The organism is Winogradskya consettensis, from assembly GCF_018332715.1.
In the GTDB taxonomy this organism is placed as follows: domain Bacteria; phylum Actinomycetota; class Actinomycetes; order Mycobacteriales; family Micromonosporaceae; genus Actinoplanes; species Actinoplanes consettensis.
On sequence record NZ_BOQP01000047.1, the window covers coordinates 14,891 to 36,908 of the forward strand.

General features: G+C 68.8%; 19 protein-coding genes. 7 read left to right on the forward strand and 12 right to left on the reverse strand.

The annotated features are described in order from the left end of the window. Window positions 1-153: 153 nt before the first annotated feature. Window positions 154-1,614, forward strand: coding sequence for an NAD-dependent malic enzyme (locus Aco04nite_RS38075; RefSeq protein ID WP_203838758.1), 1,461 nt, complete (start codon window positions 154-156; stop codon window positions 1,612-1,614). Here Aco04nite_RS38075 and Aco04nite_RS38080 read toward each other — a convergent pair. From Aco04nite_RS38080 to miaA, 3 genes are read right to left on the reverse strand one after another with little or no spacing between them, the layout of a single operon-like run. Further along, complete coding sequence (locus Aco04nite_RS38080) at window positions 1,611-2,351, reverse strand: glycerophosphodiester phosphodiesterase (protein ID WP_213002090.1); 741 nt, start codon at window positions 2,349-2,351, stop codon at window positions 1,611-1,613. The two genes, Aco04nite_RS38075 and Aco04nite_RS38080, sit on opposite strands and share 4 nt — an antisense overlap. Further along, the gene (gene dapF / locus Aco04nite_RS38085) at window positions 2,348-3,193 is read right to left on the reverse strand and encodes a diaminopimelate epimerase (protein WP_213002091.1); all 846 of its coding nucleotides are present in this window, start codon (window positions 3,191-3,193) and stop codon (window positions 2,348-2,350) included. Before dapF ends, Aco04nite_RS38080 begins: the two co-directional genes overlap by 4 nt. Before the next feature lie 8 nt (window positions 3,194-3,201). Next, entirely contained in the window at window positions 3,202-4,125 is a 924-nt protein-coding gene (miaA, locus tag Aco04nite_RS38090) for a tRNA (adenosine(37)-N6)-dimethylallyltransferase MiaA (RefSeq protein WP_213002092.1), read from the reverse strand. A gap of 172 nt (window positions 4,126-4,297) precedes the next feature. On the opposite strand from miaA, the gene Aco04nite_RS38095 reads away from it, so the two are divergent. Next, on the forward strand, window positions 4,298-5,506 hold the full coding sequence (locus Aco04nite_RS38095) for a DUF349 domain-containing protein (protein WP_213002093.1): 1,209 nt from the start codon (window positions 4,298-4,300) through the stop codon (window positions 5,504-5,506). A 47-nt stretch (window positions 5,507-5,553) separates the two neighbouring features. Here Aco04nite_RS38095 and Aco04nite_RS38100 read toward each other — a convergent pair whose 3' ends face one another. Genes Aco04nite_RS38100 through Aco04nite_RS38115 form a run of 4 tightly spaced genes read right to left on the reverse strand, consistent with a single transcriptional unit; the run spans window position 5,554 to window position 9,072 of the window. Further along, the gene (locus Aco04nite_RS38100; protein ID WP_244876598.1) at window positions 5,554-6,507 is read right to left on the reverse strand and encodes a threonine ammonia-lyase; all 954 of its coding nucleotides are present in this window, start codon (window positions 6,505-6,507) and stop codon (window positions 5,554-5,556) included. A 7-nt stretch (window positions 6,508-6,514) separates the two neighbouring features. Beyond that, entirely contained in the window at window positions 6,515-6,976 is a 462-nt protein-coding gene (locus Aco04nite_RS38105) for a group II truncated hemoglobin (protein WP_213002094.1), read from the reverse strand. 44 nt (window positions 6,977-7,020) lie between these two features. Continuing rightward, window positions 7,021-8,565, reverse strand: a complete 1,545-nt coding sequence (gene miaB, locus Aco04nite_RS38110) for a tRNA (N6-isopentenyl adenosine(37)-C2)-methylthiotransferase MiaB (RefSeq protein ID WP_280519471.1) — start codon at window positions 8,563-8,565, stop codon at window positions 7,021-7,023. Between the two features lie 21 nt (window positions 8,566-8,586). Beyond that, a complete protein-coding gene (locus Aco04nite_RS38115; protein ID WP_244876599.1) occupies window positions 8,587-9,072 on the reverse strand; it encodes a hypothetical protein in 486 nt (161 codons plus the stop codon). A gap of 142 nt (window positions 9,073-9,214) precedes the next feature. Here Aco04nite_RS38115 and Aco04nite_RS38120 point away from each other — a divergent pair, with 142 nt between their 5' ends. The 4 genes from Aco04nite_RS38120 (at window position 9,215) to Aco04nite_RS38135 (ending at window position 12,565) form a co-directional block, all read left to right on the forward strand. Continuing rightward, entirely contained in the window at window positions 9,215-9,961 is a 747-nt protein-coding gene (locus Aco04nite_RS38120) for an amino acid ABC transporter ATP-binding protein (protein WP_203838750.1), read from the forward strand. Between the two features lie 107 nt (window positions 9,962-10,068). Beyond that, window positions 10,069-10,926 (forward strand): glutamate ABC transporter substrate-binding protein, encoded by an 858-nt coding sequence (locus Aco04nite_RS38125; RefSeq protein ID WP_213002096.1) that lies wholly within the window; start codon window positions 10,069-10,071, stop codon window positions 10,924-10,926. 83 nt (window positions 10,927-11,009) lie between these two features. Continuing rightward, on the forward strand, window positions 11,010-11,684 hold the full coding sequence (locus Aco04nite_RS38130; protein ID WP_213002097.1) for an amino acid ABC transporter permease: 675 nt from the start codon (window positions 11,010-11,012) through the stop codon (window positions 11,682-11,684). Continuing rightward, entirely contained in the window at window positions 11,681-12,565 is an 885-nt protein-coding gene (locus Aco04nite_RS38135) for an amino acid ABC transporter permease (protein ID WP_213002098.1), read from the forward strand. Before Aco04nite_RS38130 ends, Aco04nite_RS38135 begins: the two co-directional genes overlap by 4 nt. A 356-nt stretch (window positions 12,566-12,921) precedes the next feature. On the opposite strand, the gene Aco04nite_RS38140 is transcribed toward Aco04nite_RS38135, so the two are convergent. Together Aco04nite_RS38140 and Aco04nite_RS38145 are read right to left on the reverse strand one after the other, a co-directional pair. Next, on the reverse strand, window positions 12,922-13,860 hold the full coding sequence (locus Aco04nite_RS38140; RefSeq protein ID WP_213002099.1) for a helix-turn-helix domain-containing protein: 939 nt from the start codon (window positions 13,858-13,860) through the stop codon (window positions 12,922-12,924). Next, window positions 13,836-14,189 (reverse strand): hypothetical protein, encoded by a 354-nt coding sequence (locus Aco04nite_RS38145; protein WP_213002100.1) that lies wholly within the window; start codon window positions 14,187-14,189, stop codon window positions 13,836-13,838. Before Aco04nite_RS38145 ends, Aco04nite_RS38140 begins: the two co-directional genes overlap by 25 nt. Between Aco04nite_RS38145 and Aco04nite_RS38150 the strand changes: the two genes are divergently transcribed. Beyond that, window positions 14,188-14,691, forward strand: coding sequence for an NUDIX domain-containing protein (locus Aco04nite_RS38150; protein ID WP_213002101.1), 504 nt, complete (start codon window positions 14,188-14,190; stop codon window positions 14,689-14,691). The two genes, Aco04nite_RS38145 and Aco04nite_RS38150, sit on opposite strands and share 2 nt — an antisense overlap. 149 nt (window positions 14,692-14,840) lie before the next feature. Here the strand turns inward: Aco04nite_RS38150 and rny are convergent, their stop codons facing one another. The 3 genes from rny to Aco04nite_RS38165 form a co-directional block, all read right to left on the reverse strand. Beyond that, window positions 14,841-16,565, reverse strand: coding sequence for a ribonuclease Y (gene rny, locus Aco04nite_RS38155; protein WP_213002102.1), 1,725 nt, complete (start codon window positions 16,563-16,565; stop codon window positions 14,841-14,843). Window positions 16,566-17,934: 1,369 nt separating this feature from the next. Next, window positions 17,935-19,767 (reverse strand): hypothetical protein, encoded by a 1,833-nt coding sequence (locus tag Aco04nite_RS38160; RefSeq protein ID WP_213002103.1) that lies wholly within the window; start codon window positions 19,765-19,767, stop codon window positions 17,935-17,937. A 1,254-nt stretch (window positions 19,768-21,021) separates the two neighbouring features. Next, on the reverse strand, window positions 21,022-21,600 hold the full coding sequence (locus Aco04nite_RS38165; protein ID WP_213002104.1) for a regulatory protein RecX: 579 nt from the start codon (window positions 21,598-21,600) through the stop codon (window positions 21,022-21,024). Window positions 21,601-22,018: the final 418 nt, after the last annotated feature.

A 22,018-nucleotide genomic window follows, 5' to 3' on the forward strand; every position in this document is an offset into this window, starting at 1 on the left:
ATGGTGGCACGTCCCGGGGTCGAGCGCATCCACATATGAGGGCTGAGCGTTGTCGCAGAAGTGTCTGACTCACCAGTAACCACCGCGATGGTTGCCGCTATTCCCCAGGGGCGAGAATGCGGGTACACACCCGCCAACGACGGAGGGAAATCCGTGGTGACCACCCGCCTGCCCAGCGCAGGATTCTCGATCACTGTCCGTATCGCCGTGACAGCCGACGCCTCTTCCATCGGACGGCTCACCACCTGCGTGGGTGAGGCGGGCGCGATCGTGACGGCGCTCGACGTGGTGGACTCCGACCCGACCCGCGTCCTCGTGGACCTCACCTGCGACACCGCCGACGCCTCGCACGCCGACCAGGTCGTGAAGAACCTCGAGGAGCAGGACGGCGTCGACGTCCGCAAGGTCTCCGACCGCACGTTCCTGCTGCACCTCGGCGGCAAGATCGAGGTCAACTCGAAGGTCGCGCTGCGCAACCGCGACGAGCTCTCCCGGGCGTACACCCCGGGCGTGGCGCGGGTCTGCATGGCCATCGCCGAGAACCCCGCCGACGCGCGCCGGCTGACCATCAAGCGCAACACGGTCGCCGTGGTGAGCGACGGCTCGGCGGTGCTCGGCCTGGGCAACATCGGCCCGGCCGCCGCGATGCCGGTCATGGAGGGCAAGGCCGCCCTCTTCAAGCGGTTCGGCGGCGTGGACGCCTGGCCGGTCGTGCTGGACACGCAGGACACCGACGAGATCGTCGCGATCGTCAAGGCGATCGCCCCGGCGTACGGCGGCATCAACCTGGAGGACATCGCGGCGCCGCGGTGCTTCGAGATCGAGGCGCGGCTGCGCGAGCTGCTCGACATCCCGGTCTTCCACGACGACCAGCACGGCACCGCGATCTGCGTGCTCGCGGCGCTGACCAACGCGCTGCGGGTGGTCGGCAAGAACCTGGCGGACGTCAAGGTGGTCGTCTCCGGCGCCGGTGCCGCGGGCACAGCCATCATGAAGCTGCTGCTGCGGCAGGGCGTGGGCGACATCATCGCGTACGACCGCCGTGGCGCCCTTCACCGCGACATGGACGACTTGAACCCGACCTGGCAGTGGCTCGTGGAGCACACCAACCGCGACAACTACTCGGGAGATCTGCCGGGCGCGATCGCCGGCGCCGACGTCTTCATCGGGGTGAGCGCGCCGAACCTGCTCACCGGCGACGACATCGCCAAGATGGCGGACCGGTCGATCGTCTTCGCGCTGGCCAACCCGGACCCCGAGGTGGACCCGCGGGAGGCCCGCAAGTACGCCGCGGTCGTGGCCACGGGCCGCTCCGACCAGCCGAACCAGATCAACAACGTGCTGGCGTTCCCCGGCGTCTTCCGCGGCATGCTCGATGTGAGCGCCGAGGAGTTCACCGAGGACATGGCGCTCGCGGCGGCCATGGCCATCGCGAACGTGGTCGGCGACGACAAGCTCAACCCGACCGTGATCGTGCCGAGCGTGTTCGACCCGCGGGTGACCCCGGCGGTGGCCGCGGCGATCCGGGCCACGGTCAAGGGCACCCCGGCGCCGCAGAACGCCGCCGCGGTCGCCAAGGAGGAGCTGGACGAGGCGCCCGAAGAGACGTTCTAGGCGACGAGGGAGTTGGCCCAGCCGGTCAGTTCCCCGGTGTGGTCGGTGATCAGGCCGGCCACACCGGCGTCGACCAGCCCGGGCCAGAGCGCGGCGTCGTTCGCCGTCCACGGCATGACCGAGACGCCGGCCCCGGCCAGCGCCGCGACCGTCGCGGGCGAGTCGAGCACCGAGCTCATCCGCGGGTTGCAGTAGGAGATGCCGAGCTCCCGGGCGATCTCGACCTGACCGGCGTCGAAGCCGTCGCGCAGCAGACCGCGGCGCACCTCGGGGGCGGCCTCGCCGGCCAGCCGCACGATGGCCGGGTCGAAACTCTGCACGACCGTGCGGCCGAGCAGCCCGGCGTCGGCGACCTGACCGAGGATGTTCTTGACCTGCTCGAGCGTGGCCGGGGGCTTGATCTCCAGGAGCAACTCGGCGTCGTGCGGGCCGAGCAGATCAAGGACCTCGGTCAACTGCGGCACACCGATCCCTGCGTACGCGGGAGAGAACCAGGTCCCCGCGTCCAGCCCGGAGATCTCGTCGAGGGTCAACTCCCAGACCTTGCCGGACCCGTCCGTGGTCCGGTCGACCGTCCGGTCGTGGATCACCACGGGCACGCCGTCGGCCGTGGTCCGCACGTCGAACTCGATGAACGTCGCGCCCGCCAGCACACCCGCGGTCAGGGCGGGCAGGGTGTTCTCGGGCGCGATGGCCGAATAACCGCGATGCGCCACGCGGTGCAGCGAGTCGATCAACTGAGGGCCGCCACATCGACCTCGCCGGTGGCCACGAGCACCGCCGGTCCCGCCAGCCACCACCGCCCGTCACCGTCGGCGGTGACCAGGAGCCGGCCGCCGGGCAGGTCGACAGCGACCCGGCCCTCGGTGAGGCCCGCCTCGCGCAGGGCGACCGCACCGACCGCGAGCGCCCCGGAACCGCAGGACAGCGTCTCGGCCGAGCCGCGCTCGTAGACGCGCATGTGCACGTGCCTGTCGGTGCCCTCGACGGGCTCGCCGGGGGTGGTGAACTCGACGTTCACCCCTTCGGGGAACACGCCGGGGTCGTAGCCGGGCGCCACGTGCAGGTCGATCCTGTCGAGCCGGACGCCGTCGTGCAGCCCGGCGACGAGGTGGGGGTTGCCACAGTTCACGGCGATCCCCGGGAACGTCAGCGGTCCGATGGTTGCCGTGCTGGCGGCGTACACCTCGGGGGTGCGCATGTGAACGGAGATCAAGTCGCCCTCGAAGACCGCGCGCACAACGCCTGATCGCGTCGCGACCGGAAGGCCCGCGGGCCCGGCGGCGGCGAGATCGTGGGTGAGCAGGTAGCGGGAGAAGACGCGGACGCCGTTGCCGCACATCTCGGCGATCGTGCCGTCGGCGTTCCAGTAGTCCATGAACCACTCGGCCTCGGCCGCGTAGCCGGCGCCGTCGGGGTGCTTCGCGGATCGCACCACGCGCAGCACGCCGTCGGCGCCGATGCCCCGATGGCGGTCGCAGAGTGCGGCGACGAGGGACGGCGTCAGGTCGAGCGCGCCGTCGTGGTCATCCAGGATGACGAAGTCATTGCCGGTGCCGTGGCCCTTGGTGAACAACACGCGGTCCATCATCGCTCAGCCCCGCGAACCACTGCCAACGCGGCGTTCGTCACGTTTGGATCGGCGGCGTCCAGCCAGGTGATCCGGGGATCCCGCCGGAACCAGGACCGCTGGCGGCGGACGAAGCGGCGGGTGGCCCGGACGGTCTCGTCCCTGGCCTGCTCCCCGGTCAGCTCGCCGTCGAGCTCGGCGAGGGCCTGCTGGTAGCCGAGCGCGCGGCTGGAGGTGCGGCCCTCGCGCAGCCCGAGCCGGTCGAGCGCGCGGACCTCCTCCAGCAGCCCCTGCGCCCACATCAGGTCGACCCGTTCGGCGATCCGCCGGTCCAGCTCGTCGGTGACGCGATCCACACCGATCTGCACGGCCGGGTAGTACGGCGTGGGCTCGGGCAGGCTCGCGGTGAACGGCCGGCCGGTCATCTCGATCACCTCGAGGGCCCGCACGACCCGTCGCCCGTTCGAGGGAAGGATCTTGCCGGCGGCCTCGGGGTCGGCCTCCCGCAGCCGTGCGTAGAGCGGCGGAAGTCCGTTTTCGGCGAGCTCGGCCTCGAGACGTTCCCGAATGGCGGGATCCGTGCCCGGAAATTCAAAATCTTCCAGAACGGCCCGGACATACAAACCTGACCCCCCGACCAGCATGGGTACGCGTCCCCGCGCGGCAATCTCGTCGACGGCGGCCCGGGCGACCTTCTGGTACTCGGCGACACTGGCCGCAACCGTGACGTCCCACAGGTCAAGGACGTGGTGCGGGACGCCTTCCCGCTCGTCGGAGGTCAGTTTCGCGGTGCCGATGTCCATGCCCCGATAGAGCTGCATCGAGTCGGCGTTGACCACCTCCCCGCCCAGCTCACGGGCCAGGGCGAGGCTCAGCGCGGACTTTCCGGCGGCGGTCGGGCCGACGACGGCCACGACGGTCGGGGGTGGGAGCAACGGCACGGAGCCACCGTAACGGGCTGGTCACGGTCATCCGTGGGCGCTTCCCCGGAACCGGGTTGGACCTGTGACAATGCGCGAGAAACAATGCCGATGGAATGATGGCATTCGACTGCGCCATGGCGGCGACCCCGGGCAGCGGAGCCCGAGACGCCGGGAGAACGAGGATGGGCTCATGATTGACTGGACGACCTTCGGGCGCGTGGATGCCGACGGCACCGTGTACGTCAAGACCGCCGAGGGCGACCGGGTGGTCGGTTCTTGGCAGGCCGGCACGCCGGAGGAGGGCCTGGCGCACTTCGCCCGGCGCTTCGCCGACCTGGTCACCGAGGTCGATCTCGTGGAGGCCCGGCTCAAGTCCGGCGCAGCCGACGCGTCGCACTCGCTGACCAGTGTCAAGCGGATCCGGACGACCCTCGACGAGGCGCACGTCGTCGGCGACATCGACGGCCTGGCCGCCCGGCTGGATCGGCTGACCGAGCTGGCCGACGTCAAGGCCGGCGAGGCCAAGGCGGCCCGCGAGGTGGCCCGCACCGAGGCCCTCGCGCGCAAGACCGCCCTGGTCGAGGAGGCCGAGACGATCGCGGCCGAGGCGACCGGCTGGAAGAGCGCGGGCGACCGGCTCAAGGAGATCCTCGACGAGTGGAAGACCATCCGCGGCGTCGACAAGAAGACCGACGGCGAGCTGTGGAAGCGTTTCGCGGCCGCCCGGGACGGCTTCACCCGTCGCCGCGGCGCGCACTTCGCCACCCTCGACGGTCAGCGCAAGCAGGCGCAGACCGCCAAGGAGGACCTGGTCAAGGAGGCGGAGACGCTCGCCGAGTCCACCGAGTGGGGGCCGACGGCCAACCGGCTCAAGGACCTCATGAACGAGTGGAAGGCCGCGCCCCGCGCCGCCAAGGAGTCCGAGCAGAAGCTCTGGGAACGCTTCCGGGCCGCTCAGGACGCCTTCTTCACCAAGCGCAGCGAGGTCTTCTCGGCCCGCGACGCGGAGTACAAGGGCAACCTCGAGAAGAAGCAGGCGATCCTCGCCGAGGTCGAGGCGCTCGACATCGACGCGGACCCGCGCGGCGCACAGAACAAGCTGCGGGATGCCCAGGCCGCATGGCACGACGCGGGCCGGGTGCCCCGCGAGGCGTCCGTCGGTCTCGACCGCCGCTGGCGCGCGGCGGAGGAGCGCATCCGGATCGCGATGGACTCGGCGTGGCGCAAGACCACTCCGCAGGACAACCCGCTGCTCAAGCAGATGCGTGACCAGGTCGCGGAGGCCGAGGAGAAGCTCGCCCGCGCCCAGGCCGCCGGTGACACCAAGCGGGCCAAGGAAGCCGAGAAGGCGCTCGCCTCCAAGAAGCAGTTCCTGGCCCTCGCCGAGGCGGCCGGCTGACGTAGTACCTCTTCAGATGGCGCCCGGCTTTCGCCGGGCGCCATTTTTCACAGCTCTTGAAGCCCTGAGAGTTCCGTGGCGTCCGCGTTGCCACCGGTGCACACCACGGCCACCCTCCGGCCCGCGAAGAGGTCAGGGCGGCCCAGGACGGCCGCGAGGGCCGCCGCGCCCGCTCCCTCGGCGAGGGTGTGCGCATCGGCCGCCAGCCGGCGCCGAGCAGCATCGATCTCGTCGTCGGTGACGAGCAGGAAATCGGCCAGCCCGGTACGCAGGAGGCGCTGCGGCAGCTCGTAACCGCGCCCGGTCGCCAGGCCCGCCACCCGCGTGCGGTTCGGCCGGTTGACGAGCTCCCCCGCCTGCCAGGAGTCGTACGCCGCCGGCGAGCTCGCCGATTGCACGCCGAAGACCTTGCAGCCCGGTGCCAGCTCGCGGGCGACCACGGTGGCAGCGCCCGCGCCCGTGCCGCTGCCGATCGGCACGACGATCGCGTCGAGCTCCGGCTGCGCCTCGAGGATCTCCAGGTAGAGGGTGCCGACCCCGGCGAGCAGTTCCGGGGTGTCACCCGGGCTGACCAGACGCGCCCGGGTGCGGTCGGCCAGCGCCTCGGCGTAGCGCTGGGCCGCCTCGAGATCGTCACCGGTCAGGACGACTTCGGCGCCATGACCTCGTACGGCTGCGGCTTTGGCAGTGCTGGCAGTTCCCGGCATGACCACCGTGCAGGCGGCGCCGAAAACGGAGCTCGCATACGCCAGGGACTGCGCGTGGTTGCCGGTCGACCACGTAACGATTCCGCGCTTGCGATCGTCCGGCGACATCGCGTCGAGCAGGGTGAGCCCGCCGCGCACCTTGAAAGCCCCGACCGGCTGGGCGTTCTCGTGCTTGACGAACACCGTCGCGCCGACCGTCTCGTTCAGAACGGGGTAGGACCACATCGGGGTCGGCGGCAGATGCCGGTAAACCACGTCGCGAGCCGCGAGCACGTCCCCAAATTCAAGATCCACGACACCATCATCCCTGGTAGGGCGGTGCGACTCCCCATCCCCAGTGCGGTACGGGCGCGTCCATGAACACTTCCGCCCCGGGCTGTGAATTCTGGTGGGCCAGCCGGGTGCCCCATTCGACGTAACCGAGGAACGCCGCGCGGAACTCGGGATCGGCGGGCAGCCCGGCCTCGTCGGCGGCGTCCTGGATCAGGTTGACCCAGCGGCGCCGCTGCGGCTCGGTGATCGCCATGCCGATGTGCTTGGCGACCATGTGGGGATAACCCCCGTGCTCATCGGTGTACGTCGTCGGGCCGCCGAAGACCTCCGCGAACCAGATCGCCACGTAGCGGGCGTGCTCCGGATCCATCCGGGCGAACCGCGGCCCGAGCAGGTCGTCCTCGACCACCCGGGCGTAGAACGCCTCGGTCAGCCGCTCGAAGGCCGCGGTGCCGCCGGCCCATTCCCAGAGTGTCGGTGTATCCCCCATGCACCAGTTCTACCGGTTCTACGGGACGGCGCAACCGTCGGCGGCTACCGGACGGCGCAACCGTCGGCGGCGGGGAGCGGGGCCGGGACGCCGATCGTGGGCAGGCCGAGGGAGACGCCGGGGAGCTTCGGGGTGCGGCCGGCCTCGAACGCGTCACCCGCGCGGGTGCGGCGGTGGCTCAGCGGGGCGCCGTCGGCGTTGAGGTGGTGCGGGGCCGCATACGTGATGACGGTCTCGATGATGTCGCCCGGGCGGGTCGCCGTGTCGCCGGTCGCGAAGTGGACCAGGCGACCGTCGCGGGCGCGGCCGCTGAGCCGGCCGGTGCGCTCGTCCTTGCGGCCCTCGCCGACGGCCACCAGGACCTCGACCTTCTCCCCCACGAGGCGCTTGTTCTCCGCCCAGCTGATCTCTTCGAGCACCTCGATCAGGCGCACGTAGCGCTCCTGGACGACCGCTTTCGGCAGCTGGCCGTCCATGGTCGCGGCGGGCGTGCCGGGGCGTTTCGAATACTGGAACGTGAAGGCGCTGGAGAAGCGGGCCTGCCGCACGACGTCGAGGGTGCGCTGGAAGTCGTCCTCGGTCTCGCCGGGGAAGCCCACGATGATGTCGGTGGTGATCGCGGCATCCGGCATGGCGGCGCGGACCTTGTCGATGATGCCGAGGTATTTCTCCGAGCGGTAACTGCGGCGCATCGCCTTCAGGACCTGGTCGGAGCCGGACTGCAGCGGCATGTGCAGCGAGTGGCAGACATTCGGCGTCTCGGCCATCGCGGCGATCACGTCGTCGGTGAAGTCCTTCGGGTGCGGGCTGGTGAACCGGACCCGCTCCAGGCCCTCGATGGTGCCGGTGGAGCGCAGCAGCTTGCCGAACGCGAGCCGGTCGCCGAACTCCGCGCCGTAGGAGTTGACGTTCTGCCCGAGCAGCGTGACCTCGAGGACACCCTCGCGGGCCAGCGCCTCGACCTCGGCCAGGATCTCGCCGGGGCGGCGGTCCTTCTCCTTGCCGCGCAGCGACGGCACGATGCAGAACGTGCACGTGTTGTTGCAGCCCACCGAGATGGAGACCCAGCCCGCGTAGGTCGACTCGCGCTTGGTCGGCAGCGTCGACGGGAAGACCTCGAGCGACTCGAGGATCTCGACCTCGGCCTCCTGGTTGTGCCGGGCCCGCTCCAGCAGCGTCGGCAGCGAGCCGATGTTGTGGGTGCCGAAGACGACATCGACCCAGGGCGCGCGCTTGACGATGTCGCCGCGGTCCTTCTGCGCCAGGCAGCCACCGACGGCGATCTGCATGCCGGGGTTCTTCAGCTTGGTGGGCCGCAGGTGGCCGAGGTTGCCGTAGAGGCGGTTGTCGGCGTTCTCCCGGACGGCGCACGTGTTGAAGACCACGATGTCGGCCGCGTCGGCGTCGGCGGCACGGACGTAGCCCGCGTCCTCCATCAGGCCGGAGATGCGCTCGCTGTCGTGCACGTTCATCTGGCAGCCGTAGGTGCGCACGTCATACGTCCGGGGATCGGCGGACGTCCGGGGCTCGGCGAACGGGTGGGGTTCGGCGGGCGTGCGGGGCTCGGTGCTCTGCGAAATGTCAGTCATGGCAATTGACCAGGGTAGTCCCTAAGCCGCCGCGGGTCTCCCCGGAGGCCGCTCCGGTTTCCACCTCGATCGCGAGCAACCGGGGCCGGCGGCGCAGGCGGGGTCGGAACCGGTGCAGACGCGCACATGGCTCCGCTCCGTGCCGTCGTCGGTCTCGGTCTCCTCCACGTGTACGGGTCGCAGCGTGCCGTCGGGCTCAGCGCGTACATATCGGGTGGGATTGAGGGTGTCGTCCGGGAGCAGGAGGTCGGCACCGAGGCGGACCGCGACGGCGCTGGCGATGGTCGCCTCCGCCACGTCGCCCGGGGTCATGTAGCAGTCGATCAACGTCGGGAAGTCGCCCCCGACGTGCCAGACGTCGCAGAGGACGGCGTCGCCCGCGGGCACGTCCAGGGTCGTCACGGGTCGCTGCAAAGCGCCGGAGACAGCGTCACGGACAAGTGCCGCATCGAGGGTCCCGGCGGCACACCAGTTCCAGAGCCCGTCGGTCGGGTCGGTGTCTGCCATACCGCTCATCGTGGACATCCCTTCCGGTCCGCAGCCGCGGTGTTACTGCTCCGTGACCATTCTCGACGCGTTCCGATACAACTGCGCCAATAGAGTGACCCCATCAGAGTGATGCCCCCACAGACAGGACGGTGGTCAGACGGTGACGACGAGCGAGCCTCTCATCGTCCTCGAAGGCGTTAACAAGTACTTCGGCCCCCTGCACGTCCTGCAGGATGTCAGCCTCTCCGTGGATCGCGGTGAGGTGGTCGTCGTGATCGGACCTTCGGGGTCGGGTAAGTCCACGCTCTGTCGCGCGATCAACCGCCTCGAGCCGATCAGCGGCGGGTCGATCACCTTCGACGGTCAGCCGCTGCCCGCGGAGGGCAAGGCGCTCGCGCGGCTGCGCAGCGAGGTGGGCATGGTCTTCCAGTCCTTCAACCTCTTCGCACACAAGACCATCCTGCAGAACGTCATGCTCGGTCCGATCAAGGTTCGCGGAGAGAAGTCCGCAGCCGTACGCGAACGGGCGATGAGCCTGCTCGAAAGGGTCGGCATCGCGGCACAGGCGGAAAAGTACCCCGCGCAGCTCTCCGGTGGTCAGCAACAGCGGGTCGCCATCGCGCGCGCCCTCGCCATGCAGCCCAAGGCGCTGCTCTTCGACGAGCCGACCAGCGCGCTCGACCCGGAAATGGTCGGCGAGGTGCTCGACGTCATGACCTCCCTCGCCCGCGAGGGGATGACCATGGTCGTCGTCACCCACGAGATGGGTTTCGCCCGCGCCGCGGCCGACCGGGTGGTCTTCATGGCCGACGGCCAGCTGGTGGAGCAGGCCGCGCCGGCCGAGTTCTTCGCCAGCCCGAAGAGCGATCGCGCCAAGGACTTTCTCTCAAAAATCCTCACCCACTGAGCCCTGGATACAGAGCTTCGTTGTTCCGACAGATGCCTTGTGGCAGCTGCGGACGAGGACGTCCACTTCAGTTTGATCTGCAATTTTTCAGCAAGAGGAGCGTGACGATGCGCATCACCCGTTTGACGGCGGTAGCCGGGGTATTCGCCCTGGCCATGACCGCGGCAGCATGTGGCGGCGGAGACGACGACAGCAAGTCGGGTTCGGCCAGCGGCATCGTCGGCAAGGCCAGCAGCGACAAGAAGCTGGTCTTCGGCGTCAAGGCTGACCAGCCCGGCCTCGGTCTGCAGACCGGTGGCACCTACGCCGGCTTCGACATCGAGATCGCGAAGATCGTCGCCAAGGGCCTCGGCGTGCCCGAGACCGGCATCGAATACAAGACGACCGTCTCCGCCAACCGGGAGCCGTTCATCCAGCAGGGCCAGGTCGACGTGGTCATCGCGACCTACACGATCAACGACGAGCGCAAGAAGGTCGTCAACTTCGCCGGCCCGTACTACGTCGCCGGTCAGGACCTGCTCGTGCCGATCGCCTCGACCATCACCGGTCCCGAGGCGCTCGCCGGCAAGAAGGTCTGCTCCGTCTCCGGCTCCACGCCGGCCAAGCGGATCCAGACCGACTACAAGGACGCGAAGCTCCAGCAGTTCGACTCCTACTCCAAGTGCGTCACCGCACTCGCCGCGGGCTCGGTCGACGCGGTCACGACCGACGACATCATCCTCGCCGGTTACGCCGCGCAGGATCAGTACGCCGGCAAGTTCAAGGTCGTCGGCAAGAAGTTCTCCGACGAGCCGTACGGCATCGGCGTCAAGAAGTCCGACACCGAGGGCTGCAACAAGATCAACGAGATCCTGAAGGCGTCCGCCACGGACGGCTCCTATACGGCGGCGTGGAACAACACGCTCGGCAAGAGCGGCACGCCGGCTCCCGAGCTCGACGTCACCAAGCTCACCAACTGCGCCTGATTTTCTCCTAGGAGGGGCGGGGCCGGCATCACGCCGGCTCCGCCCCTGCTTTCCCCCTCCAGCGTCGCGAGGAAGCGAGGGCGATGGACGTCTTCTCGGATTCAGCCAACATCGACACGTACGTGACCGGGTTCCTCTGGATCCTGAAACTCACGGCCGCGGCCACGGTGGGTGCCCTGGTGCTCGGCGTGCTGCTCGCCGGTATGCGGGTCTCCCCCATCCCGGTCCTGCGTGGCTTCGGTACGGCATGGGTCAACACGTTCCGGAACACGCCGCTGACGCTGATCGTGTTCTTCTGCTACTTCGGCCTGTATTCCGCGCTCAGCCTCGAGCTGTCCGACGACATCGACACGAACAACTACTGGCTCGGCGTGATCGGCCTCTCGGTCTACACCGCCGCGTTCGTGTGCGAGGCGATCCGCTCCGGCATCAACACCGTCCCCGTCGGACAGGCCGAGGCCGCCCGCGCGATCGGGATGTCGTTCATCCAGACGCTGACCCTGATCGTCCTGCCGCAGGCCGGCCGCGCGGTCGTCGCGCCGCTGGGCAGCATCTTCATCGCCTTGGCAAAGAATGCCACGATCGTCGGCACCATCGGCCTGATGGAATCCTCCTCGGCCATGAAGGAACTGATCAACGCGAACGGCGACGCGGTCTTCCCGATCTTCTTCGTCTTCGCGGGTACGTTCGCCATCTTCCTCATCCCCACCGGTTACGCCTTCGGCTGGCTGGCCAACCGACTGGCGGTGAAGCGGTGAGCGTCACCGACGCGGTCCTCTACGACCACCCCGGCCCCCGCGCCAAGATCCGCAACCGGATCCTCACGGTCGTCCTCGGCATCGCCATGCTCGCCGTGCTCTATTGGATCTACACGAAGTTCGACGACAAGAACCAGTGGGCCGGACCGCTCTGGAAGCCGTTCCTCGAGGGCGAGACCTGGACGTCGTACATCCTCCCCGGCCTCTGGGGCACGGTCAGCGCCGCCGCGGTAGCCATGGTGCTCTCGCTGGTCTTCGGCGTCATCTTCGCCGTCGGCCGGCTCTCCGACCACTGGTGGCTGAGCATCCCGGCCGGCGCCGTGGTCGAGTTCTTCCGAGCCGTGCCCCTGCTGCTGATGATGTTCTTCATCTTCTTCGGCATCCCGTTCCTCACCGAAGAACCCATGCCCCCGTTCTGGGCCGTCGTGATCAGCCTGACCCTCTACAACGGGTCGGTCCTCGCCGAGGCCTTCCGCGCGGGCATCAAGTCCGTGCCGACCGGCCAGAGCGAGGCCGGTTACGCGATCGGCATGCGCAAGAACCTGGTCATGCGCGAGATCCTGATCCCGCAAGCCGCCCGGGCGATGCTCCCGGTGATCGTCAGCCAGCTGGTGGTACTGGTCAAGGACACCGCACTGGGCTACATCATCGGCTACACCGAGCTGCTCCAGGACGGCGTCAACACGCTCGGCGCCAACTTCGGCAACACGGTGGCCGCGGCAATCGTCGCCGCGATCATCTACATCGTCCTGAACGCCTCGCTCACGTTCTTCGCGGGCTACCTCGAGCGACGCACCCGCCGCACGGGCCGCGCCCCCCGCAGCCCGAAGACCGCCCCGGTCACCACGGGCACGGTCGCCGACGGAGCCGCCACGATCTGATCCGCTTCTTCGGTGCCCGGGCCCGGCTCACCCTTGCGGGTGGGTGCGGGCCCGGCTCACTCTTGCGGGGTAGATGCCGGCCCGACTCACCCTTGCGGGGTAGATGCCGGCCCGACTCACCCTTGCGGGGTAGATGCCGGCCCGACTCACCCTTGCGGGGTAGGTGCCGGCCCGGCTCACTCTTGCGGGGTAGATGCCGGCCCGGCTCACCCTTGCGGAATAGGTGCCGGCCCGACTCACCCACGCGGGGTAGGTGCCGGCCCGGCTCATCTTTGCGGAATAGGTGCCGGCCCGACTCACCCACGCGGGGTAGGTGCCGGCCCGGCTCATCTTTGCGGGGTAGGTGCCGGCCCGACTCATCTTTGCGGGGTAGGTGCCGGCCCGGCTGTTTGCGCGGTGACGTGTCGGATCGCTGTTGCCAGCCAGCGCAGTTCCTCGGTGGCGTCGGGGGCGCCGCGTTCGCCTCGCACACGGGAGACGAGCTCGCGGTATTGCTCCGCGTCTGCTTGGATTCCTGCCTCCAGGGAGGCCAGGACAACGGTGAGGTCGGCGTTGGTGAACAGGGTGGCGACCAGATCGGCTGCGGCGGGGGCGTCGGGGCTGACGCCGTCGGCTCTGGTGCGTGCGACGGAGTTCACGACCTGACGGGCCCACCAGATGCGGGCTCCGGGCGGGTTGTTCTGGCCTGGCACGGGGATGTTCAGCTCCAGGAAGGTGCGCATCCGGTCACGGAAATCCGGATCTTGGAGTCGTCCTGCCAGCTCGATCCAGGCGTCCACCTGGTCGGGCGAGGGATCGTCGGGCAGGTCGATGCGGAGATCCCGCACCCGATCGCGGAGCTGCGGTTCGATGTCGAGGCCGCCGTAGACGTCGGCTTTGAAGTCGTCGATGATCTGCAGTCGTTCGGTGGCGGAGAGCCTTGCCAATCGGTTCATCAGTGCTGTCTCCTCGGCGGTGGATCGACGTTTTGACACGGTGGACAGGACAGCCCGGCTGACCTTCAGGGAGCGGATCTGCGCGTCGAGCGCCGCCACGTGCGTCGCGGCAACCTCGGCGACCGTGGCGCGGCCCTCGAGCACCCGGCGAACGTCGTCGAGCCCGAGACCCAGCTCCCGTAACGTGCGGACGAGCTCGACGCGGGCCACACACGCGGCGTCGTAGAGCCGGTAGCCGCCCACCGTCCGGCTCGCCGGCGCGAGGGCCCCCTCGTCCGACCAGAAGCGCAGCGTCCGCGCGGAGAGGCCGGTGCGGCGCGCGAGCTGGCCGATGGTCAGCAGGCCGGCGTGTTTGTCCATGGATCGATCCTCAACCCTCCAGTGGCTGGAGAGTCAACCGCTTCCGGCTGTGCTTTCGGATTGATTTCGGTGGCTCTGAGCGCGGAGCAGCGGCCCGGTCGAAGCGTTACCCTGCGTTCCATATCGATCGTCGCCGGTGCCACCAGCACGTCGAACATCGCCGGTGCCACCAGCACGTCGAACATCGCCGGTGCCGCCAGCACGTCGAACATCGCCGGTGCCGCCAGCACGTCGAACATCGCCGGTGCCGCCAGCACGTCGAACATCGCCGGTGCCGCCAGCGCGTCGATCATCGCCGGTGTCACCGGCGCAGGATCAGGAGCTCGCATGTCGCTGAACCTTCGCACCGCCGTCCGCGCGATCATCCTTGACGAGGAGGATCGCGTCCTGCTGTGCCGATTCGATTTTCCCCACCCGGCGGTCCCGAGCGGGGCACAGGTTGTCTGGGCTGCTCCGGGTGGTGGCGTTGAGCCGAGTGAGGACAGGCTTTCGGCGCTGCGTCGTGAGCTGCGGGAGGAAACCGGCCTGGTGACCGCCGGCGATCCGCCGCACGTCTGGCATCAAGTAGTCGTTGCCGCGGATTATGCGCCCGGTTTCGACGGCATTGTCAACGACTACTTCCTTGTCCGCGCCGGCCACTTCGAGCCTCGAGGAGAATTCACCGATGATCAACTCACGACTGAGTACATCGGCGCCTTTCGGTGGTGGCAGCTCGATGAGATCACGAATTACGCCGGATCCGACCTGTTCTCGCCCCGTGAACTTGGCACGCCGCTGACCGGGTTGCTCATGTCCGGGATACCCACCGACCCGGTCATCCTTGGCTTGTGAACATTTCGTGACCCGCTCAACCACTTACGCAGAATGAAGCAGCCGGGCGGCTGTTCTGGCGCCCTCGGCGCCTTGGCCGGTCGGGTGCGGCCTCGACGGGAGTTGCGGTCAGCACCATGCAACCAGGTGCGACATCCTGATCTTGACCTTTATCTTGCTAGTTCTGTCACCCGGGATTCGCGCACTACCGTGACCCGGATCTGGCCGGGGTAGGTGAGTTCTTCCTCGATTTGTTTGGCGACGTCGCGGGCGAGAACAGCGGCTCCGATGTCGTCGACGTCGTCGGGGCGGACCATTACCCGGATTTCGCGGCCGGCCTGCATGGCGAAGACCTTTTCGACCCCCGGCTTGCCGCCGGCGATTTCTTCGATCCGCTCCAAACGCTTTACGTACGCTTCCAAGCTCTCGCGCCGTGCGCCGGGCCGGCCGCCGGAGCAGGCGTCGGCGGCCTGGGTGAGTACGGCTTCGACGGTCTGGGGCTGGACCTCGTTGTGGTGGGCCTCGATCGCGTGTACGACGTCCTCGGACTCGCCGTACTTGCGGGCCAGGTCGGCGCCGATCAGGGCGTGACTGCCCTCGACCTCGTGGGTGAGCGCCTTGCCGATGTCGTGCAGGAACGCCGAGCGCTTCATCGTGGGGATGTCCAGGCCCAGCTCAGCGGCCATGATGCCGGCGATGTGGGCGGTCTCGACGAGGTGTTTGAGGACGTTCTGGCCGTAGCTCGTGCGGTAGCGCAGGCGGCCCAGCAGCGTGACCAGCTCCGGGTGCAGGTCCGTGATGCCGACGTCGACCAGGGCCTCCTCGGCGGCTCGTTCGCAGAGCCGGTCGACCTCGCTCTTGGCGCTCTCGTAGACCTCTTCGATGCGGTGCGGGTGGATGCGGCCGTCGAGGACGAGTTTCTCCAGGGTGAGCCGGCCCACCTCGCGGCGGACCGGGTCGAAGCAGGAGAGCAGGACCGCCTCGGGCGTGTCATCGATGATCAGGTTCACGCCCGTGACCGACTCGAACGCCCGGATGTTGCGGCCCTCGCGGCCGATGATCCGGCCCTTCATCTCGTCACTCGGCAGATGCAGGACGCTGACCACGCTCTCCGCGGTCTGCTCGCTCGCGATCCGCTGAATGGCATCGACCACGATGTGCCGGGCGCGGGTGTCGGCGGTGTTCTTCGCCTCACCCTCGATGTCCCGGACCAGGATCGCGGCCTCCCGCTTGGCCTGACTCTCGATACCCTCGATCAGCTCAGCGCGGGCCTGCTCGGCGGTGAGACTGGCGATCCGCTCCAACTCGCGGCGACGGCGCTCCTCGGCCTCGACCAGTTCGGCCTCCCGGCTGGTCAGCCCCGACTCCCGCGCGGTCAGATCGGCGTCGAGCGTGGCCAGCCGGCGCTCCCGGATCACCAGGCGCTCGACCTCCTCGGCGTGCAACCGCTCCCGCTCATCGATCCGCGCGGCCCTGCGCTCCACCTCGGCGGACTGCTCCTTCACCGTGGTGTTCAGCAGGGCGACCTCACGCTCACCACTGCGGCGGGCCGCGGATCTCACCTGCTCAGCGTCGGCCTCGGCCTGGCGGTGGGCATGCTCCAGGACGGTGTCGGCTTCCTCGTGCGCCGACTCCAGTACACGCTTGGCCTCAGCTCGCGCGGCTGTCGCTTCTGCTTTGGCCGCGGCAGCTTCCGCACGTACGGATGCGGCCTTCGCGTTCGCGTCATCAACCTTGGCCTTCGCCGCATGCAGAGTCTGCTCACGGGACTGCTCATCCGCGCTGCGATTCGCCTGGAACTTCTGCAACGCCCGAGCCCCAAGAAACAAACCTGCCGCCACAAACGCAGCGAGAACGACGATCGCCACTACGAGCACCCAGTCGAGGGCCGTCATCTCGCCGTTTCTCCCTTCGCCGCGCCGCAAAGGTTGCGACCGGTCTTACGTCCTGCGCTCGCTGCTCGGGGCGTTGCCTGCGCATTTGCTCGGCCTTGGTTCGGCTCTGCTTTCCGGGTCGCTCGGCCTGGTTGCGGGCCTTGCTTCTCCGGGGTCGCTCGGCCGTTGCAGGCTTTGCTTCTCCGGGGCGCTGGGCCGGCGCTGGTGCGCTGGTCCTGCGCTCTCGGGCGCGGGGCCGGCAGTTATGCGCCGGTCCTGCGCTTTTGCGCGGGGTGCTCCGGGCCCGCGTGGGATGGTCCTACGCGAAGCGCGGGTAAGGGATGCCCGACCAAAGGCGACTGACCGCACATGCCGTCCTGCTCCGGCTCGGGGTGCCTGGCGCCGCTGGAAGTGGCGCGGGGGCGTCGTCGCCGACGAAGGACCGCTGGGTGTTCCCGGCCCGCTTCGTCACGGGCCGGGGCCGGTCTTCTGCAAGACCGGCCTGGTTCCGCCGCCCGCGCGGTCTGCGAGCTGCGGAGATCAACTTCGGCGTCGGGACTGCGTAGTCCGGGCGCCATAGCTACGAACCATCGGCCGTCGGTATCAGGTGCCGACGGTTCCGGTCCGCTGGTGACTGCCGTCCCTTCTTGTCAGCTGCTCCGCCGCATCGACTTTCCCTGGGTTCCAGGATCGGGGCCTGACCCTGGTGGGGGCTGGGCTCCCTCTTCGGGATCCGTCCGATCAGGCCTGCCGTTCGGGACCTTTCGGTCCTTCAGGCGTCCTGCCCGGTCCGGCGTGGGCCTTGAAGCCGGGGCCTTCGAGACCGTGGTCTCTCGGGCCTCCCGATCATTTGCCCGGTCCGGCGGCCCTGGGGCCTTTTGGCTTGCGCCATCGGGCTGACCTGGTGAGGCTGGGTCGGTAGGACTGGCTCGGTGGGGCTGGCTCGGTGGGGCTGGGTCGGTGGGGCTGTGCTGCGGATGCTGCTTGGCTGCCGGGTTGTGGTGCGGGGTGACCTCGTACGGCTGGCGGGCCGGTTCGCTGGGGTCGGGTTAGTCGCCCGGTGGTCCTGCGCGCCGGCTGGTGGGCCGTGGAGTCGCCGTCACTGTGAGTGCTTGTGCCGTTGCTGATGCTCGCGCTCTTGGTGGCGGTTTGTCCGGTGGTGGGCGTTCGCGGCGGCGGTGGCTTCGCTGCGCGTACGGTCCAGAACTGGAAGTGATGCTAAAAAGTGATGCGATCTATGTTGTGCGCTTAGCCTTCGATGGTCGTACAAACCTTGGTAACGCGAGGCTAGGTCGCGAGAGCCGCTTCGGTCAAGGACTCATGATTCGGCAGCGGATAGGACTTACGGCACAGACCCGCTCACGCCCTGCTCAGGAACGTTGCGGGCAATTCAGGCGCAGTTGCCCCAGACCTCGCGTACGCCGTCCCACTTCTGGCCCATGTCCTTGTCCCAGTACGCGAGCATGAACGCTCCGACCGGCGTTGCGTAGTCGTCCCACCACAAACCGGCGACCGTACGACCGTCGACCTGGTATGCGTACTCGATGTAGTTGCCTTCGGTCCGGCCCGACGGAGTCTTCCGTGAGCCGGCGTCCGCAACACCGGGAGTGAGCGCGCGGGCGTCGACGTTCTGGCCCAGGCTGCTGACCCTGGCCCGATCGCGGTCCGCGGGGGTGTTGTACTCGATGAAGAACATGCTGATCGCGTCGAACTGGCAGCGAACCCGGACCTTCTCACCGTTCGCGAGCGTGGGGCCGTCCTTGTCGCCGCTGCGCGAACAGTTCGAGAGCCGCGGCAGCCAGCCTTCCGCGAGGGTGGTCAGCTCACCGCTGAACTTCGGAGCGTTGAGCGCCACCTGGTTGCTCTCGTAGGGGCCAAGATTGCGGTTGCCCCCGGTCGTCGGCTTGTCGGCAGCCGTCGAGCCACCCGAACCGTCGGACATCGCGCGGCCGAGGAACCAGCCACCCGTACCGAAAAGAAGAAGGCCCACGACGAGGCCTGCCAGTGCCGGGAGGATGAACCGGCCCTTCGGCTGCTTGGGGGTCGGCTCGATCCTGGGACCACCGAACGTCTGCACGGACTCGAACCCGAAGCGCTCAGCGTCGGTGTTCTGGTCGCCCTTCGCCGGGACCAGGGCGAACCGGTCCGGGTCCGCCGGCGGGAGGCCGTATTGGTCCGTGTCGGCCGGGCCTGAGGTGGGGTAGTTCGCTCCGCCTGAGGTGGGGTAGGTCGACGGGCCCGAGGTCGGGTAGTTCGCTGCGCCTGAGGTTGGGTAGTTCGCTGCGCCCGAAGTCGGGTAGTTCGACGGGCCTGAGGTGGGGTAGTTCGCTGCGCCTGAGGTCGGGAATTGCGGGTACGTGCCTGGGCCGCTTGTCGGGTAGCCGCTTGTGGGGTGGACGCCCGTGCCGCTCGTGGGGACACCGCTGGTGGGGGCCGCGCCGGAGGTGGGGTAGGTGCCCGCTCCCGAGGTCGGGTAGGTCGGCCCTGAGGTCGGGGTCGGGTCCCACGCTGCGCCGGAGGTCGGATAGGCGTCGTTCTGGCCGCCGTGGAACGGGCCGTAGGACGGGGCGCCGGCTTGGTTCGGGTCAATGGTGGCGGGATTCTGGCCTGCGCCTGCGCTTGGTCCCGCACCTGGTCCTGTGCCTGGTCCTTTGCCTGGGGCGGGGGTGCCGCCGTACTGGGCACCGTATTGGGGGGTGCCGTACTGGGCTCCGTATTGCGGGGCGGGAGTCGCGGCCGGGGGGCTGTAGGTCACCGGGTCGGGGTATCCGTAGGTTCCGGGTGCCGCCGGCGGGGTGCTGGGTTGCGACGAGGCGGGTTGGGCTGCCGGGCTGGGCTGACCTGTGCTGGGCTGACCCGTGCCGGGCTGGACTGCCGGGCCGGGCTGACCTGTGCTGGGCTGACTGCCGGGCTGGGCCTGCTGCGCTGCGCTGGGCTGGGGGGCGGGCTGGCCGGAAAGCGTGGTGTATTGGGCCGTTGCTTGCTCGTCGGCCGGCGTCGCATACGGACCTGGCGCCTGCTGGGCCGGGATCTGCTGGGCCGGGACCTGCCGGGCCGGGCTCTGCCGGCCTGGGGCCTGTTGGCTGGGAGGCTGCTGGCTGCCCGGTGCTGCCTGCGGGCTCGCAGGAGCGGCACCGGTCGGGATCGGGGCCGTGACGGCCTCTTCCGCCGCTGCAGAATCGTTCCCCTGGGCCACTCCGTAGCCCTGGTCCGCACCGCTCACCGGACCCATCCCCTCGGCTGTGCTGTTCCTCAGCGCGAGATCACCCCCGCGCCCTGTGCCGTGCATGTCCCATGGAGGGTGACGCTTCAGGAGCGCCGCCCGCCAGGCCGATGACATCCGCTCCCGGGCAGCGCCGGCACAGCTGCGTCCTCGGGGAGGGGGACACGGCAGTGGCGAGCACCGCAAGGGTTGCCTGTCACGACGTTGGAGGTTACCAGCCAGTCCTGTCCCGGCGGGGCCCCGAGGATATCCACCCAAAGCAATAGACCCGCAGCCCAGAGGGCCCACAGATCCATCGTTACCCAGCTGTCACCCCACCCGATCTCAACACCGGCGCGATCGTCCCGGCAAACCTGCCCGGACACCCTCCACCAGCCAACAGGAACGCATTCCGGAGCAATTCGGTCAGCTGCTACCCATCGTCCCGGGAGCTCTCCTCGCGCCCGCCTCCCTGACCAATGACTACGGCCTGCAGATTGAGACCAACGTCGCACTGCCACCGTCGACCGCGAGAGACTTCACGTTGTCCTGCTCAGCGGAATCGTCATGCCACCCAGCGGTTGTCTCAATCCTTGCCAACGCTACCTATTCGCACTTAACAATTCTGTAAGCAATATTTCTCGAAGCCTTTGCCGCAGTTTCACAGCCTCAAGATTCGTAGCGGAGGGGCGACACCACGCTCACGACAGCGAGGCGATCGCCACAGTTGAGAAGAGCTTCATGTCGCCCCAGCTGCTGGGACCCTGGCTCCCGTCTGACTCCACGGCACCGAAAGGCAACAGCTGCACGCTGCTGGCACGCTCGTTCATGACGAATAGAGAAATCATTCGGAATGAGCGTCTGCACCGCCGGCAAGTACGCCTGGTAAACATTGATTAACTAGCAGAAATCCACTCTGGCGACGATAAAATGGGACTAACAGACGAGCACGACGGGGCTAATCTCGGCGGCTGCCCGAGCTGGGTCTGACCGCACGGGCACGACCGCACGGGCACGACCGCCAGGCTCCGGGCTCCGGGCTCGATGATCAAATGCCCCACTGCCTCAAGCAGACACGCGACAGCGTCGAGCAACGCGGCTCCGCATAGGCCCAGCCCGACCGGCACCGAACCGCGTGAACAACGCCCAGGTCGCCCGAGCAACGCAAGCTGCCGGCAACGCAAGCCACCCGGGCAACGCAAGCCACCCGGGAGCGGGGAAGGCTGGCGCGGGGAAGGCTGGCGTAAGAGAGAGGGCCGGCAGGGAGAGGGCAGGCTAGGAGAGGGCGTCCTGGTCAGAGGCCATGGCGTCGGGGTCTATCTGGTCGGCGAATTCTGCGGCTTCTTCGTCGCGGGCTGCGAGTGCGTCCTTTACCGCTCGGATTGCTGTACCGGCGGGGTAGCCCTTTCTGGCGAGCATGCCGACGAGGCGGCGGAAGACCTGGTCGGGGGTTCCGCGGGCGGTTCGGAGTTTTCGGTCGACCAGGGCGCGGGCGGCGGAGGCTTCCGCGTCGTCGTCGACGGCTTCGAGGGCTTCGGTGGCTACTTCGGCGTCGACGCCGTGCTGGCGGAGCTCGTTGGCGAGGGCTCGGCGGGCCAGGCCTCGGCCGTGGTGGCGGCTGGAGACCCAGGCTCGGGCGAAGGCCGCGTCGTCGATGATGCCGACCTCGTCGTAGCGGTCGAGGACTTCGGCGATCACTTCTTCGGAGATCTCCTTGCGGGCCAGGACCTTGGCCAGTTCCACCCGGGTGCGCGGGCGGGTCGCGAGTTGCCGCAGGCAGATCTCGCGGGCCACTTCGGACTCGGACCGGGGCTGTTCGGCGGCGGGGCCATTGCCGTCGCCGGCGCCTGACAAGCCGCCGCTGGAGGAGCGGCTGCCGGCAGACCGCCTGCCGGAGGACCAACCACCTGAGGACCCGCCTGAGGACCAGCCACCGCCGGACCCGCCTGAGGAACTCTCGCGAAGCCCTCCTCCGGCTCCACCGCGGCGGGAGCTCTGCCGCGGTTCGTCTTGAGGAGTTTCGGAAGAGTCGGGTTCGGTGGAGCGGGGCGGGATCGCATCCCATCCGCGCCCCGATCGTGCACCGCGTCGTCCTGCCACTGCCGAACCGCCTCCTCGTCACACAGCGACATTCAGCTTGCGAACCTCATGCGCGAAAGCCTGTGCCGCGAAAGCCGGGGCGCAGGGCCGCGGCCCGGTTGGGGCCGCTGCCCTGCGCTCTCCCATGCCACGTCACACCTGTCCGGCCTGAACGGCCGGACCGGGCGACGAG